General features: G+C 40.3%; 28 protein-coding genes. All 28 read right to left on the bottom strand.

Annotated features, from left to right (window positions below):
- Positions 1-41: 41 nt before the first annotated feature.
- Positions 42-431, bottom strand: a complete 390-nt coding sequence (rpsK, locus tag BN1206_RS01245; RefSeq protein WP_003625817.1) for a 30S ribosomal protein S11 — start codon at positions 429-431, stop codon at positions 42-44.
- Positions 432-455: 24 nt separating this feature from the next.
- Positions 456-806: a 30S ribosomal protein S13 gene (gene rpsM / locus BN1206_RS01240; protein ID WP_013437144.1), complete on the bottom strand. Its 351-nt coding sequence runs from the start codon at positions 804-806 to the stop codon at positions 456-458.
- Positions 807-830: 24 nt separating this feature from the next.
- Complete coding sequence (rpmJ, locus tag BN1206_RS01235) at positions 831-947, bottom strand: 50S ribosomal protein L36 (RefSeq protein WP_002878160.1); 117 nt, start codon at positions 945-947, stop codon at positions 831-833.
- A gap of 16 nt (positions 948-963) precedes the next feature.
- A complete protein-coding gene (gene infA / locus BN1206_RS01230; RefSeq protein ID WP_002878178.1) occupies positions 964-1,185 on the bottom strand; it encodes a translation initiation factor IF-1 in 222 nt (73 codons plus the stop codon).
- A 74-nt stretch (positions 1,186-1,259) separates the two neighbouring features.
- Positions 1,260-1,916 (bottom strand): adenylate kinase, encoded by a 657-nt coding sequence (locus BN1206_RS01225; protein ID WP_013641476.1) that lies wholly within the window; start codon positions 1,914-1,916, stop codon positions 1,260-1,262.
- Between the two features lie 11 nt (positions 1,917-1,927).
- Positions 1,928-3,223: a preprotein translocase subunit SecY gene (gene secY / locus BN1206_RS01220; RefSeq protein WP_013437142.1), complete on the bottom strand. Its 1,296-nt coding sequence runs from the start codon at positions 3,221-3,223 to the stop codon at positions 1,928-1,930.
- Complete coding sequence (gene rplO, locus BN1206_RS01215) at positions 3,223-3,663, bottom strand: 50S ribosomal protein L15 (RefSeq protein WP_013437141.1); 441 nt, start codon at positions 3,661-3,663, stop codon at positions 3,223-3,225. The genes secY and rplO overlap by 1 nt, the downstream gene beginning before the upstream one ends.
- Before the next feature lie 24 nt (positions 3,664-3,687).
- Positions 3,688-3,873: a 50S ribosomal protein L30 gene (rpmD, locus tag BN1206_RS01210; RefSeq protein ID WP_003549042.1), complete on the bottom strand. Its 186-nt coding sequence runs from the start codon at positions 3,871-3,873 to the stop codon at positions 3,688-3,690.
- Positions 3,874-3,889: 16 nt separating this feature from the next.
- Positions 3,890-4,396 carry a 30S ribosomal protein S5 gene (rpsE, locus tag BN1206_RS01205; protein WP_013437140.1) on the bottom strand — a complete coding sequence of 169 codons (507 nt, stop codon included), beginning with the start codon at positions 4,394-4,396 and terminating at the stop codon, positions 3,890-3,892.
- A 16-nt stretch (positions 4,397-4,412) separates the two neighbouring features.
- On the bottom strand, positions 4,413-4,772 hold the full coding sequence (gene rplR / locus BN1206_RS01200; RefSeq protein WP_013437139.1) for a 50S ribosomal protein L18: 360 nt from the start codon (positions 4,770-4,772) through the stop codon (positions 4,413-4,415).
- A gap of 26 nt (positions 4,773-4,798) precedes the next feature.
- Positions 4,799-5,329, bottom strand: coding sequence for a 50S ribosomal protein L6 (gene rplF / locus BN1206_RS01195; protein WP_013437138.1), 531 nt, complete (start codon positions 5,327-5,329; stop codon positions 4,799-4,801).
- A gap of 24 nt (positions 5,330-5,353) precedes the next feature.
- The gene (rpsH, locus tag BN1206_RS01190; RefSeq protein WP_013437137.1) at positions 5,354-5,752 is read right to left on the bottom strand and encodes a 30S ribosomal protein S8; all 399 of its coding nucleotides are present in this window, start codon (positions 5,750-5,752) and stop codon (positions 5,354-5,356) included.
- A 24-nt stretch (positions 5,753-5,776) separates the two neighbouring features.
- Positions 5,777-5,962 carry a type Z 30S ribosomal protein S14 gene (locus BN1206_RS01185; protein WP_003549037.1) on the bottom strand — a complete coding sequence of 62 codons (186 nt, stop codon included), beginning with the start codon at positions 5,960-5,962 and terminating at the stop codon, positions 5,777-5,779.
- A 12-nt stretch (positions 5,963-5,974) separates the two neighbouring features.
- Positions 5,975-6,517, bottom strand: a complete 543-nt coding sequence (gene rplE / locus BN1206_RS01180) for a 50S ribosomal protein L5 (RefSeq protein ID WP_013437136.1) — start codon at positions 6,515-6,517, stop codon at positions 5,975-5,977.
- A 14-nt stretch (positions 6,518-6,531) separates the two neighbouring features.
- Positions 6,532-6,765, bottom strand: coding sequence for a 50S ribosomal protein L24 (gene rplX / locus BN1206_RS01175; RefSeq protein ID WP_013437135.1), 234 nt, complete (start codon positions 6,763-6,765; stop codon positions 6,532-6,534).
- A 19-nt stretch (positions 6,766-6,784) separates the two neighbouring features.
- Complete coding sequence (gene rplN, locus BN1206_RS01170) at positions 6,785-7,153, bottom strand: 50S ribosomal protein L14 (protein WP_007126804.1); 369 nt, start codon at positions 7,151-7,153, stop codon at positions 6,785-6,787.
- Between the two features lie 31 nt (positions 7,154-7,184).
- Positions 7,185-7,451, bottom strand: coding sequence for a 30S ribosomal protein S17 (gene rpsQ / locus BN1206_RS01165; protein ID WP_013437134.1), 267 nt, complete (start codon positions 7,449-7,451; stop codon positions 7,185-7,187).
- A gap of 18 nt (positions 7,452-7,469) precedes the next feature.
- Entirely contained in the window at positions 7,470-7,667 is a 198-nt protein-coding gene (gene rpmC / locus BN1206_RS01160; RefSeq protein WP_003549032.1) for a 50S ribosomal protein L29, read from the bottom strand.
- Positions 7,657-8,097 carry a 50S ribosomal protein L16 gene (rplP, locus tag BN1206_RS01155; RefSeq protein ID WP_003625792.1) on the bottom strand — a complete coding sequence of 147 codons (441 nt, stop codon included), beginning with the start codon at positions 8,095-8,097 and terminating at the stop codon, positions 7,657-7,659. Before rplP ends, rpmC begins: the two co-directional genes overlap by 11 nt.
- Complete coding sequence (gene rpsC / locus BN1206_RS01150) at positions 8,097-8,771, bottom strand: 30S ribosomal protein S3 (protein ID WP_013437133.1); 675 nt, start codon at positions 8,769-8,771, stop codon at positions 8,097-8,099. Before rpsC ends, rplP begins: the two co-directional genes overlap by 1 nt.
- A gap of 13 nt (positions 8,772-8,784) precedes the next feature.
- Positions 8,785-9,138 (bottom strand): 50S ribosomal protein L22, encoded by a 354-nt coding sequence (rplV, locus tag BN1206_RS01145; RefSeq protein ID WP_003625788.1) that lies wholly within the window; start codon positions 9,136-9,138, stop codon positions 8,785-8,787.
- 19 nt (positions 9,139-9,157) lie between these two features.
- On the bottom strand, positions 9,158-9,442 hold the full coding sequence (gene rpsS / locus BN1206_RS01140) for a 30S ribosomal protein S19 (RefSeq protein ID WP_013437132.1): 285 nt from the start codon (positions 9,440-9,442) through the stop codon (positions 9,158-9,160).
- A gap of 18 nt (positions 9,443-9,460) precedes the next feature.
- Entirely contained in the window at positions 9,461-10,297 is an 837-nt protein-coding gene (gene rplB, locus BN1206_RS01135; protein ID WP_013437131.1) for a 50S ribosomal protein L2, read from the bottom strand.
- Positions 10,298-10,312: 15 nt separating this feature from the next.
- On the bottom strand, positions 10,313-10,618 hold the full coding sequence (rplW, locus tag BN1206_RS01130) for a 50S ribosomal protein L23 (protein WP_013437130.1): 306 nt from the start codon (positions 10,616-10,618) through the stop codon (positions 10,313-10,315).
- Complete coding sequence (gene rplD / locus BN1206_RS01125; RefSeq protein WP_013437129.1) at positions 10,618-11,235, bottom strand: 50S ribosomal protein L4; 618 nt, start codon at positions 11,233-11,235, stop codon at positions 10,618-10,620. The genes rplW and rplD overlap by 1 nt, the downstream gene beginning before the upstream one ends.
- A gap of 14 nt (positions 11,236-11,249) precedes the next feature.
- Positions 11,250-11,888, bottom strand: coding sequence for a 50S ribosomal protein L3 (gene rplC, locus BN1206_RS01120; protein WP_005720335.1), 639 nt, complete (start codon positions 11,886-11,888; stop codon positions 11,250-11,252).
- A 26-nt stretch (positions 11,889-11,914) separates the two neighbouring features.
- Positions 11,915-12,223, bottom strand: coding sequence for a 30S ribosomal protein S10 (gene rpsJ / locus BN1206_RS01115; protein ID WP_003549023.1), 309 nt, complete (start codon positions 12,221-12,223; stop codon positions 11,915-11,917).
- A 316-nt stretch (positions 12,224-12,539) separates the two neighbouring features.
- On the bottom strand, positions 12,540-14,633 hold the full coding sequence (gene fusA / locus BN1206_RS01110; protein ID WP_013437128.1) for an elongation factor G: 2,094 nt from the start codon (positions 14,631-14,633) through the stop codon (positions 12,540-12,542).
- Positions 14,634-14,656 lie beyond the last annotated feature (23 nt).

The following is a 14,656-nucleotide window of genomic DNA, read 5'->3' as shown; positions in this document are numbered from 1 at the left end:
CCCCTTTCAAAACGTAACGTCCTATATCATCAAGGACAAAATTAAACACGACGACGTTTTGGTGGTCTGGAACCATTGTGGGGAACTGGCGTAACGTCACGAATTGCAGTAATTTCAAGACCAGTTGCTTGAAGTGATCTAATAGCAGATTCACGACCAGCACCAGGACCTTTAACTGAAACTTCTACATGTTTCATACCTTGGTCCATTGCACTCTTAGCTGCTGCTTCAGCTGCCATTTGAGCTGCAAATGGAGTAGACTTACGACTACCCTTAAAGCCCAATGCACCAGCTGAAGACCAAGCAACTGCATTACCTTGAACGTCAGTAATCATGACTAAAGTATTATTAAACGTTGAGTGAATGTGTGCAACACCGCTTTCAACATGCTTCTTCACACGACGCTTACGTGCTGTTTTCTTTGCAGGCATCAATAAACCTCCTTATAAATAAAATTAACGGTTTCTCTTAGTACCCTTACGAGTACGAGCATTGTTCTTGGTATTTTGGCCACGAACTGGAAGTCCACGGCGGTGACGAATACCACGATAAGAACCAATATCAACTAAGCGCTTAATGTTCATGCTTACTTCACGACGCAAGTCACCTTCAACACGGTACTTGTCAACTTCAGCACGAAGCTTTTCTTGATCTTCTGGAGTTAAATCCTTTGAACGAACGTCTTCAGATACACCAGCATCAGCACAAATCTTCTTAGCAGTTGTGTCACCAATACCGTAAATGTAAGTTAAGGCAACAACAATTCGCTTATCTCTTGGTAAGTCAACACCAGCAATACGAGCCATAAACTACACCTCCTCTTTTTTCTATTAACCTTGACGTTGCTTGTGCTTTGGATTTGCTGGGCAAATTACCATAACACGGCCATGTCTTTTAATAACTTTACAATGTTCACACATTGGTTTAACAGATGGTCTAACCTTCATGTTTCCCTCCGTTATATTATTTTATAAATCGATACGTAATTCTACCTTTAGTTAAATCATATGGAGACAATTCAACAGTCACACGGTCTCCTGGCAAAATACGAATGTAGTGCATTCTAATTTTACCGGAAACGTGTGCTAAAATAGTAGCTCCATTTTCCAATTCAACTTTAAACATAGCATTAGGTAAGGTATCAACTACCTTACCTTCTACTTCAATGACATCATCTTTTGCCAAAGTTGTTCCTCCGCAATTAATACAGTCATACTTTGAAATTATAACACGGATAAAAAATTATACAAATTTTTCTTTTATTGATTATTACTCAATACCGCATCAATGTCTTCAAAGACTTTTTCTGGAGTTTGTTCACCATTAATTACAGTAAGCAAACCTTTCTTTTGATAAAAGTCTTTCAAAGGAGCATTCATCTTTTCGTTAACTTCAAGACGATTCTTAACTACTTCTGGCTTATCGTCTTCACGTTGGTAGAATTCGTGTCCACCACAACGATCACAAGTACCTTCAACTTTAGGTTGCTTAGAAATCTTGTTGTAAGTAGCGCCACAATTCTTACACATGTATCTTGCTGATAAACGCTTGATCAAAGTATCTTCGTCAACTTCAAGCGCGATGACATTTGTTAAAGGCTTGTTCAAACGTTTAGTAATGCCTTCAAGAAGTTCTGCTTGTACAGTAGTTCTTGGAAAACCGTCTAAGATGAAACCTTCTTTAATATCAGGTTGACCTAAACGTTCTTCAACTAATCTAGCAGTAACTTCATCTGGTACCAAATTACCTTTGTCGATGTAGCTTTTAGCTTCAAGACCAACCTTGGTCTTGTTAGCCATTGCTTCCCTAAACATATCTCCAGTTGAGATATGAGTTAAGTGATATTTGTCAACGATTCTCTCTGATGCTGTACCCTTACCAGCACCTGGTAAGCCTAAAAGAATTAAGTTAATCATTTTTTCCGTTCCTATCTGATGAATCCAACATATTCTCTCTTCATTAACAAACCGTTAATTTGACGAGATAACTCAAGAACAACCCCAATTACAATTAAAAGACTTGTTCCTCCTAAACCAATGGAACTTGGGAGATTCCAGAAGTTTGTGGCCAATTGAGGCAATAGAGCAACTAAACCTAAAAATACTGAACCTACAGTTGATAATTTAATCAACATCTTTGAAATATAATTCTGGGTATCTTTTCCTGGCCAAACACTAGGAATGTAAGCACCTTGCTTTTGTAAGTTTTCTGCCAGCTTCTCAGGGTTAACCTGTACGAAAGCGTAGAAGAATGTAAATAAGATAATCAATAAGGTGTAGATGATAACCCCAGGAGTAGTTTGTAAACTAAAGATCTGGTTCATTACTTTAAACCATTGTTGATCGCCTTGGGTTCTTTGAAAGGCCATTAAAATTGTTGCCGGTGTAATGATAAATGAACTGGCGAAAATAACTGGAATAACTCCAGATACATTAACTTTTAATGGTAGAAAACTTTCAGAACCACTAATCGTCGCTCTTCTTGTGTATTGAATAGGAATGCGACGATCAGCTTGTTCAACCCATGTAACTAATTGAGTAACTACAAGGATTGCAACTATAACCGCGATGAAGAACAAAATGCCTTTCCAACGATCACTGGAACTATTGTTAATAATTGATTCTTTGTAGATTTGCCATAAACCACTTGGTAATCTTGCAATGATACCAGCAAAAATAATTACTGATACACCATTACCAAGACCTTTATCGGTGATTTCATCACCCAACCATGTCAATAACATGGTACCAGCGGTCATGATAATAGCAATTTCTACATAAGTTTGAGGGGTTTGGTTTTTAACCAATCCCATTTGAGTCAAGGCATTGAAACCTAACGTAATACCAATACTTTGAACAAAAGCAACAACTAATGCTAAATATCTTGTTACTTGATTAGTTTTACGACGACCTACTTCACCTTGTTTTCCCCATTCTACCAATGTCGGTACAATATCCATCTGTAACAGCTGGATTACAATTTGTGCCGTGATGTACGGGGAAACACCCAAAGAAAATATTGAATAGTTATCTAGCCCACCACCAGATACAGTATCTAGCATTGGAACTAATCCAGTTTGAGCAACCTGTGTGATCGCCTTTGCATTAACACCTGGAACAGTGATATTAGCACCGATCCGGTAGATTAATAGAATAAAGAGAGTGAAATAAATTTTATTTCTAATTTCTTTATCCTTAAAGGCGTTCTTCAAGGTCGAAAACATTAGATCACCTCAACAGTTCCGCCAGCGGCTTCAACTGCTTTCTTAGCAGCTGCGGAAACTTTATTAACCTTTACAGTTAACTTAACTTTTAATTCTCCGTTACCAAGTAACTTAACGCCTGATAATTCTTTCTTTACCAAGCCGTTTTCCTTAAGAGTTTCAACAGTTACTTCACTGCCATCTTTGAACTTATTTAAGTCATCTAAATTTACGATTGCGTATTCTTTACGGTTGATGTTCTTAAAACCACGCTTTGGCATAGTTCTGAACAATGGCATTTGACCACCTTCAAAACCTAAACGTGTGTGACCGCCTTGACGAGCCAATTGACCCTTTTGACCACGGCCAGAAGTCTTACCGTAACCACTTGAAGTACCACGACCGACACGTTTTCTATCACGACGTGAGCCTTCAGCAGAATGTAATTCATGAAGCTTCATTAAATTGGGCACCTCCTTGATATCCTATTTATTAATCTCTTCAACAGAGATTAAGTGAGCAATTTTCAATAATGCACCACGAGTAGCAGCGTTGTCTGGAAGAACAACAGTACTATCTACTCTACCCAAGCCAAGAGCTTTAACAATCTTTCTTTGTTCAGGTAGACGGTGAGCAGCACTTCTAATTAAAGTAATCTTTAAATCAGTCATCTATGATCTCCCTAATCTAAGCTCTTTCAGGTTGACGAAGTTTTTCTACTTCTTCACTAGTTCTAAGCTTCTTCAAACCATCGATAGTTGCACGAACAACGTTGATTGGAGTATTAGAACCAAGTGATTTTGAAGTTACGTCTGAGATACCAGCCATATCCATAACGATACGTACAGCACCACCAGCAGCAACACCAGAACCAGCTTCGGCAGGCTTCAATAAAATGTTACCTGAACCGTAGTGACCAATAACTTCATGAGGAATAGTAGTACCAACTTTAGGTACATTGATCATTTTCTTCTTACCGTCTTCTACAGCCTTACGGATTGCTTCTGGGACTTCTTGAGCTTTACCAGTACCAAAACCTACACGGCCTTTCTTGTCGCCAACAACAACAAGAGCAGCAAATCTCATGCGACGGCCACCTTTAACAACCTTAGTAATACGGTTGACAGCGACTAATTGATCTTCGATATCGTCTTTGTTTCTACGATTGTTACGAGAATCATTGCGGTTTGCCATGTGTTAATCTCCTTTCCTAGAATTCTAATCCGTTTTCACGAGCAGCATCAGCTAATGCTTGAACACGGCCGTGGTATAAGTAACCACTTCTATCAAATACAACGGCAGAAATGTTCTTTGCCTTAGCAGCTTCAGCAATTGCCTTACCTACAGCAGCAGCTTGTTCTACCTTAGTTGCATCTTCTGATACGTTTTCATCCAAAGTTGAGGCGCTTGCAAGCGTAACACCCGCTACGTCATCAATTAATTGAGCGTAGATGTTTTTATTTGAACGAAAAATGCTTAAGCGTGGGCGCTCAGCAGTACCAGAAATCTTACTACGAATACGTTTACGACGCTTTAAGCGTAACTTGTTTTTATCTGGTTTAGAAATCACAATTTCACCTCAAAATAAACTACTTATTACTTACCTGTCTTACCTTCCTTACGACGTACGTATTCGTCAACGTAACGAATACCTTTACCCTTGTAAGGTTCTGGTGGACGTACGGCGCGGATTTCAGCTGCAAATTGACCAACATCTTGCTTTGATACACCTTCAACTTCTACATCAGTTGCTGAAGTTGCCTTTACAGATACACCTTCTGGTGCAGTCAATACAACTGGGTGTGAGTAACCAACATTCAAAGTAATCTTGTTGCCTTGTGCTTGTGCACGGTAACCAACACCGATTAACTTCAAAGTCTTCTTGTAACCATCAACTACACCTTCGATCATTGAAGCTAAGTTAGCTCTTTCAGTACCGTGAAGTGCTTTATCGCTTTCACTTGAACGTGAGAAGTTGATCTTACCATCTTTTTGTTCAAAAGTGATCTTTGGATCGAAGTATCTAGTTAATTCACCTTTAGGACCCTTAACAGTAATGTTGTCGCCTTCTTTGGTAACAGTAACACTGTCAGGGACTTCAATAGTCTTTAAACCGATTCGGCTCATTGATTGTTCTCCTTTCTGTCAGTATTACCAAATGTAGGCAATTACTTCGCCGCCAACGTTCTTTTGTCTTGCTTCCTTGTCGGTAATAACACCAGCAGAAGTAGAAACGATGGCAATGCCCAAACCATTAAGAACTTTAGGTAAGTCTTCAGCGCTTACGTAGTTTCTAAGACCTGGCTTAGAAATACGCTTCAAACCTGAAATGACACGTTCTCCATTTGGACCGTATTTCAAGAATACCTTGATAACGCCTTGCTTGTTGTCATCTGCAACTTCGTAATCACGGATGAAACCTTCGCGCTTCAAAATTTCTGAAATAGACTTTTTAATGTTTGATGCAGGAATTTCAACTGAATCGTGCTTTGCCATGTTGGCATTTCTGATTCTAGTCAAGTAATCTGCGATTGGATCTGTCATGACCATTTAAGCTATCCTCCTAACCGTATCCTACCAACTAGCCTTTTTAAGACCAGGGATTTGACCCTTGTGTGCTAATTCCTTTAAGCAAATACGGCATAAACCGAATTTACGGTATACGGAGTGTGGACGACCACATCTCTCGCAACGTGTATATTCACGTGAAGAGAACTTAGCAGGACGACGATTTCTGATTTTTTGTGATGTTTTAGCCATTAATGTCCTCCACTATCTTGCAAACGGCATACCAAATTGAGTCAAAAGTTCACGAGCTTCTTCGTCAGTGTTGGCAGTAGTTACGATAACAATGTCTAAACCTCTAGTGCGGTTAACTTTATCAAAATCGATTTCTGGGAAAATCAATTGTTCCTTGATACCCAAAGTGTAGTTACCACGACCATCAAATGAACGAGTTGATACACCACGGAAGTCACGAACACGTGGAAGAGAAACATTGATCAACTTGTATAAGAAGTCGTACATTCTATCGCCTCTAAGAGTAGCCTTAGCACCGATAGACATACCTTCACGTAAACGGAAGTTAGCGATTGACTTCTTAGCCTTAGTGATTAATGGCTTTTGGCCTGAAATCAAAGTTAATTCTTCAACTGCTTCGTCCAAGTTCTTGGCGTTTGAAACAGCGTCACCAACACCCATGTTTAAAACGATCTTGTCAATCTTAGGAATTTGCATTGATGAAGTGTAGTTGAACTTTTCTTCCAATGCAGGAGCTACTTTTTCTTTGTATTCTTCAGCTAAATAACTTGCCATTTGTGTCCTCCCTTCTACTTATCTTCTTTTTTACTAATTACTTTAACGTTTGATGCGTGAATTGAACCTTCTGATTCAACTACACCACCATTAGCGTTAACTTGTGAAGGCTTTTGGTGCTTCTTAATCTTGTTAACGCCCTTAACAACTACGCGGTTCTTCTTAACGTTAACAGAAAGAACAGTACCTTCTTTACCTTTATCTTTTCCGGCAATAACTTTTACCTTGTCACCAGTTTTAACGAACATCAGTGCACCTCACTATCAATTATAAGACTTCAGGAGCAAGAGAGACGATCTTCATAAAGTCGTGCTCACGTAACTCACGTGCAACTGGCCCAAAGATACGAGTACCACGTGGGCTCTTATCTGCGTTAATAATTACGCCAGCATTTTCGTCGAATTTGATGTATGAACCATCTTCACGACGTGCACCTGATTTGGTTCTAACAATAACTGCTTTTACAACGTCGCCTTTTTTGACAACGCCACCTGGTGTTGCTTGCTTAACAGTACATACTACGATGTCACCGATGTTACCAGTCTTACGCTTTGAACCACCTAAGACTCTAATAACTAAAAGTTCTCTGGCACCAGAGTTATCAGCAACCTTTAAACGGGATTCGTTTTGAATCACTGTGTAATCCTCCCCTCACTAAATCCGCAAATTAAACAGATTTCTTAACAATCTTTACTAAACGGAAGCGCTTCTTACGAGATAATGGACGGGTTTCCATGATACGTACAGTATCGCCAACTTTAGCTTCGTTATTTTCGTCTTGTGCGTAGTACTTCTTTGAATATTTGATACGCTTGTTGTAAACAGGGTGGTTCTTGTAAGTGTCAACAACGACTACGATAGTCTTGTCCATCTTATCAGAAACTACACGACCTTGGTATACGTGACGATAATTTCTTTCGTTTGTTTCGCTCAAGTTAATAGCTCCCTTCCATTAATTGTTTTCTAACGCTTTTTCGCTCAGAATAGTCTTAATTCTGGCGATATTCTTGCGGACTTTGCTCAAGCGAGCGGTATTTTCTAATTGACCCGTTGCTTGTTGGAAACGCAAATTAAAGAGCTCTTCTTTATATTGCTTTTCTTTTTCTAACATTTCATCAGTGGTTAATGCTCTGATATCTTTAGCCTTCATTAGATTCGCCACCTACTTCCGAACTTCTAGTTACAAACTTAGTCTTAATTGGTAACTTAGTTGAAGCAAGACGTAAAGCTTCACGAGCAGTTGCTTCATCAACACCACCAATTTCAAACATAATCTTTTCTCTCTTAACTACAGCTACCCAACCTGCTGGTGCACCTTTACCAGAACCCATACGTACACCAACACCTTTAGCAGTGTATGACTTTTGAGGGAAAATTCTAATCCAAACTTTACCGCCACGCTTCATGTAACGTGTCATAGCAACACGGGCAGCTTCGATTTGACGGTTAGTAATCCAATGTGATTCGAGGGCTTCAAGACCATATTCACCAAAGGCAATATACTTACCACCTTTAGCAGCACCACGCATCTTACCACGGAATTCACGACGGTGTTTTACTCGTTTTGGTACTAAAGGCATTATCTATTTCCTCCCTTCGCTGGCTTTGAAGCTGGCTTATTCTTACGAGTTGGTAAGACTTCACCACGGTTGATCCAAACTTGGACACCAATTTCACCGTAAGTAGTGAATGCATTTACCCAAGCGTAATCAATATCAGCTCTCAAAGTTTGTAATGGAACACGACCTTCTGTGTGCCATTCTCTTCTTGCCATGTCGGCACCGTTCAAACGACCTGAAGTTTGAACCTTAATACCCTTGGCACCAGCACGCATAGCTCTTTGAGTAGCTTGACGCATAGCACGTCTGAAAGCAATACGAGCTTCAAGTTGACGAGCGATACCATCAGCTACTAATTCAGCATCAAGATCTGGTTTCTTAATTTCAACAATATTAATGTGAACTTGCTTACCAGTTAAAGCATTTAATTGTTTTCTTAAAGCTTCAACTTCAGAACCACCTTTACCAATTACCATACCTGGCTTAGCAGTATGAATTGAGATGTTGATTCTGTTAGCTGCACGTTCAATTTCAACAGTAGATACTGAAGCATCCTTCAATTTTTCTGAGATAAATTTTCTGATTCGAAGGTCTTCGTTTAAAGTTTCTTTGTATCCCTTGTCAGCATACCATTTTGATTCCCAATCGCGGATAACACCGAGACGAAAACCGTTTGGGTTAATCTTTTGACCCATTAATATACCTCCCTTAATCGTTCTTTTCTGAAACTACTACAACTACGTGACTGGTTCTCTTGTTAATTGGAGAAGCCATACCCTTAGCACGTGGACGGAATCTCTTCAAGGTTGCACCTTCGTTTACGTAAGCTTCTGATACGTAAAGGTTAGCACTTTCAAGATCGTAGTTGTGTTCTGCGTTAGCAATAGCTGAACGTAAAACTTTTTCAACGATTGGGGAAGCAGCTCTAGGCGTAAATTCTAAGATTGCTAATGCTTCAGCAACGCTCTTGCCACGAATTAAGTCAACGACTAAACGAGCTTTTCTTGGAGCGATGCGAACAGTTCTTGCTTCAGCCTTAGCTGAACTAATTTGTTCTGCCATTTAGATGTTTCTCCTTCCTCTAAGCTTGTGTTGTGGCTTTATCATCAGTGGATCTGTGTCCGTGGAAAGTTCTTGTTGGAACAAATTCACCTAACTTATGACCAACCATGTCTTCAGTAACATATACTGGAACATGTTTTCTACCATCGTAAACAGCTATAGTCAAACCTACAAAGGAAGGGAAAATAGTTGAACGACGTGACCAAGTCTTAATAACTTGTTTCTTATCTGCATCTGCTTGTGCATCAACCTTCTTTAATAAAGATGCATCAGCAAAAGGACCTTTTTTAATACTACGGCTCATTAATTAACCCTCCTTCTATTATTTGCTACCCTTACGGTGACGAATGATTAACTTCTCGCTAGCCTTCTTGATATCTCTAGTCTTGATACCACGAGCCTTCTTACCCCATGGAGTCATAGGTTGTGGACGACCAACAGGAGCCTTACCTTCACCACCACCATGTGGGTGATCGTTAGGGTTCATTACAGAACCACGTGATTGAGGACGCTTGCCTAACCAACGCTTACGACCAGCTTTACCTAATTGGATTAGGGAGTGTTGTTCGTTACCAACCACACCGATAGTAGCACGGCATGATGATAAAATCTTACGAACTTCGCCACTTTGTAATCTAATCAAAGTGTAGTCTCCATCAACACCTAAAACTTGAGCTGAAGCACCAGCACTTCTTACAAGTTGACCACCCTTGCCTGGCTTCAATTCAATGTTGTGAATTGCAGTACCAGTAGGAATGTTCTTCAATGCTAATGCGTTACCTGGCTTAATATCAACTTCGTCGCCTGATTCAACGATGTCGCCAACCTTTAAGCCCTTAGGTGCCAAAATGTAAGCCTTGATACCATCAGTGTAGTGAAGCAAAGCGATGTTAGCAGTTCTGTTTGGATCGTATTCGATTGCCTTTACAACTGCCTTTGCATTGTCTTTGTTACGCTTAAAGTCGATGATACGGTATTTTTGTTTGTGACCACCACCACGGTGTCTTACAGTGATATGACCATATGAGTTACGACCTGCAGTGTGTGATTGTGATTCAAGTAAAGTCTTTTCAGGCTTTGTCTTGGTAATCTCAGCAAAGTCGGAAGAAGTCATATGACGACGACCATTCGTGGTTGGCTTGTAAATCTTAATAGCCAATTGACTGACCTCCTATTACTTGTTGTCTTCTTTATCTTCGTCTTGGAAAATCTTAATGCTGTTTGAATCGTCAGTTAAAGCAACAATAGCCTTTCTACGACGAGCAGTCTTACCAGTGTAACGACCTACTCGCTTGTCCTTGCCGCGAACGTTCATAATGTTAACGCTCTTTACTTTAACATCGAAGATTTCTTCAACAGCACTGCGAACTTGTGTCTTGGTTGCAGTTAAAAGCACGTCGAAAGTGTACTTCTTATCATCCATTAAGTTCGTGGACTTTTCAGTAATGACAGGTCTTAAAATGATATCGCGTGCATCCATTAAGCCAAAACCTCCTCGATCTTCTTAACAGCATCTTGAGACAAGATTAACTTGCCGTAGTTAACAGCATCTTCAACATTCAAACCGTTAACTGGAACAGCCTTAACCTTAGCCAAGTTTCTTGCGGAAAGTTGTACATTGTTATCATCAGTAACAATTAAAACCTTACCGTCAGCGTTTAAGCTGTTTAACATTGATACTAATTCCTTAGTCTTAGGAGCTGACATAGTCAACTTGTCTAAAACGATTAAATCATTGTCAATCAACTTTTGGGAAAGAACTGACTTAATAGCCAAACGACGTTGCTTTCTTGGCATAGTGTATGCGTATGAACGTGGAGTTGGGCCAAATACTGTACCACCGCCACGCCATTGTGGAGCTCTGATAGAACCTTGACGAGCACGACCAGTACCCTTTTGTCTCCAAGGCTTCTTACCACCGCCGCGAACAGCAGATCTATTCTTAACCTTTGAGGTACCTTGACGCTTGCCGGCTCTTTGTCTAATAATTGCTTCAAAAACGACGTTATCGTTAGGTTCAATACCAAAAACTTTATCGTTCAAAGTAACTTCACCAGAGTCTTTACCGTTTTGATCCATAACTTTTAAATTAGCCATTCTAGTCCTCCTTCCTATTTATCAGCCTTAACAGCTTTAGAAGCAGTCTTAACAACGATTAATGAGTTCTTAGCACCAGGAACATTACCCTTAATCATTAATACGTTCTTATCTGCAACAACTTTTTCAATTACTAAGTTTTCAATGGTAACTTTCTTTACACCCATGTGACCTGGCAAACGCTTGCCCTTTGGTACACGGTTAATGATGGAACCCATTGAACCAGGAATTCTGTGGTATCTTGAACCGTGGGTTTCTGGTCCTCTTGATTGGCCCCAACGCTTAATGTTACCTTGGTATCCATGACCTCTTGAAGTACCAGTAACGTTTACAACGTCACCTTCCTTGAATGTATCCACAGTAACTTCTGAGCCGACTTCATAGTCCTTAAGCTCAACACCGCGGATTTCCCGAATGAAGCGCTTAGGCGAAGTCTTTGCTTTATCAGCATGACCTTTTTCTGGTTTGTTGCTCAAAACTTCACGCTTGTCTTGGTAACCTAATTGAACTGCTTCGTAACCGTCTGATTCAACAGTCTTAACTTGCATAACAACGTTAGGAGTTGCTTCTACAACAGTTACAGGAACAAGAACACCATCTTTAGTAAAGATTTGAGTCATACCAACTTTTCTTCCTAAGATTCCTTTGGTCATGTTTACACCTCTTTCTATTATTTTAATTACAGTTTAATTTCGATGTCTACGCCGCTTGGAAGATCAAGCTTCATTAATGAATCAACAGTCTTAGGTGTTGGATTCAAAATGTCGATCAAACGCTTGTGAGTGCGCATTTCAAATTGTTCACGTGAGTCCTTGTTCTTGTGTGGTGAACGAAGAACAGTGAATAAAGTTCTTTCTGTTGGAAGAGGAACTGGACCTGAAATTTCAGCACCAGTTCTCTTTGCAGTAGCTACGATCTTAGCAGCTGATTCATCGAGAATACCATGTTCGTAAGACTTAAGTCTAATACGAATTGTTTGACTTGCCATTAAATTACCTCCTTAACGTCTTCTTTAAAAGATGACTAGCTCGGCAAAAATTCCCCGCACGCCACTGTGGCAATGCAGCCTGGTGTGCCGCAACCTTTTGCGTCAAAGCTTTACAACAATATTCTAGCTTTAGAGCACAATTGCCCCTCAAGCACAAAGACTATTGTACTTTGTCTCCCCTTAAATATCAAGGGTTAAGGGCATTTTTCTAAAAATTTTTTTCAAAAAAAGAGCTATTGAAAAATCTTCAATAACTCTTTTTTGTATGTAATTGTTTTCAATTAAGCTAAAAGCATTTCGGCTTTTTTAACTGAAATTATTCAGCTTCGCCGCCACGCTTCTTGATGATTTCAGCTTGAATTGACTTAGGAGTTGGTGAGTAGTGATCAAATACCATAGTAAATGTACCACGACCTTGAGTTGATGAACGCAAAGTAGTTGCGTAACCAAACATTTCTGAAAGTGGAACAAATGAGTTAATGATCTTAGCACCGGCTCTGTCTTCCATACCTTCCATGGTACCACGACGAGCAGTGATTGAACCCATAACGTCACCTAAGTATTCTTCTGGAGTAGTTACTTGAACCTTCATAATTGGTTCCAAGATAACCGCGCCGGCCTTTGAAGCAGCGTTCTTCAAAGCAAGTGAAGCAGCAACCTTGAAGGCAGCTTCTGATGAGTCGACTTCGTGGTAACTACCATCGTAAAGCTTAGCCTTAACGTCGATCAATGGGTAACCTGCAAGAACACCATTCTTCATAGCTTCTTGTAAGCCTTGGTCAACTGAAGGAATGAATTCACGAGGAACAACACCACCAACGATGGCATCTTCGAATTCGTAACCCTTACCTTCTTCGTTAGGAGTAAAGTCAATCCAAACGTCACCGTATTGACCTTTACCACCTGATTGACGAACAAACTTACCTTGTGCCTTAGCTTCCTTAGTGAAGGTTTCACGGTAAGCAACTTGTGGTTCACCGATTTTAGCATCAACGTTAAATTCACGTCTCATACGTTCAACCATGATGTCAAGGTGAAGTTCACCCATACCTGAAATCAAAGTTTGACCAGTTTCTGGGTTAGTTTCAGCACGGAAAGTTGGGTCTTCTTCAGTAAGCTTTTGCAAAGCAACGTCCATCTTATCACGGTCAGCCTTTGACTTAGGTTCAACTGATACTTGGATAACTGGATCTGGAACTTTCAAGCTTTCCAAAATAAGTGGGTGATCTGGGTCAGTTAATGAGTCACCAGTAGTGGTGTTCTTCAAACCGATGGCACCAGCGATATCACCTGAGAATACTTCTGGAATTTCAGTTCTTGAGTTGGCGTGCATTTGAAGCAAACGACCTACACGTTCACGACTGTTCTTTGAAGCGTTCAATACGTATGAACCTGATTCAAGAGAACCGGTGTAAACACGGATGAAAGTCAAACGACCTACGAATGGGTCAGTAGCGATCTTGAATGCAAGAGCTGCAAATGGCTTCTTATCGTCAGCCATAAGTTCAACTTCATCACCAGTCTTAGGATCGTGAGCAACGTAAGGCTTAACGTCAAGTGGTGATGGCAAGTAGTCAATAACACCGTCAAGCATCATTTGAACACCCTTGTTCTTGAATGCTGAACCAGCGTAAACTGGGAAGAACTTCAAGTCCAAAGTAGCTTTACGGATAGCTGCCTTTAATTCATCGTTAGAAATTTCTTCACCGCCAAGGAATTTTTCCATGATGCCGTCATCAACATCGGCTACGGCTTCAATTAAGTCGTTACGACGTGCTTCAGCTTCTTCCTTGTATTCGTCAGGAACTGGAACAGTATCCCACTTAGAACCAAGCTTGTCTTCGTCGTAGATGTCGGCAACCATGTTGATTAAGTCGATAACACCTTCAAAAGTGTCAGCTGAACCAATTGGCATTTGAACAGCATGTGCATTAGCGTTTAAACGTTCGTGCAATGACTTAACTGACTTATCGAAGTCAGCACCGATCTTATCCATCTTGTTAACGAAAACAATACGAGGAACACCGTAAGTTTCAGCTTGACGCCATACGTTTTCAGTTTGTGGTTCAACACCAGCTTGGGCATCAAGAACAGTTACGGCACCATCAAGAACACGAAGTGAACGTTCTACTTCGATAGTGAAGTCAACGTGTCCTGGGGTGTCGATGATGTTAATTCTGTGGTCTTTCCATTGTGCAGTAGTAGCTGCAGAAGTAATGGTGATACCACGTTCTTTTTCTTCATCCATCCAGTCCATTTGTGAATCACCTTCGTGAGTTTCACCAATTTTGTGGATCTTACCAGTGTAGTAAAGGATACGTTCAGTAGTAGTAGTCTTACCCGCATCGATGTGGGCCATAATACCAATGTTACGTGTCTTTGCTAATGGAAATTCACGCTTGTTAGCCATAAATTATTCTCTCCTTAAATTAA

This window comes from Lactobacillus sp. OTU4228 (assembly GCF_001006945.1).
GTDB lineage: Bacteria > Bacillota > Bacilli > Lactobacillales > Lactobacillaceae > Lactobacillus > Lactobacillus amylovorus.
This window is presented reverse-complemented; position numbering and strand designations above follow the sequence as displayed.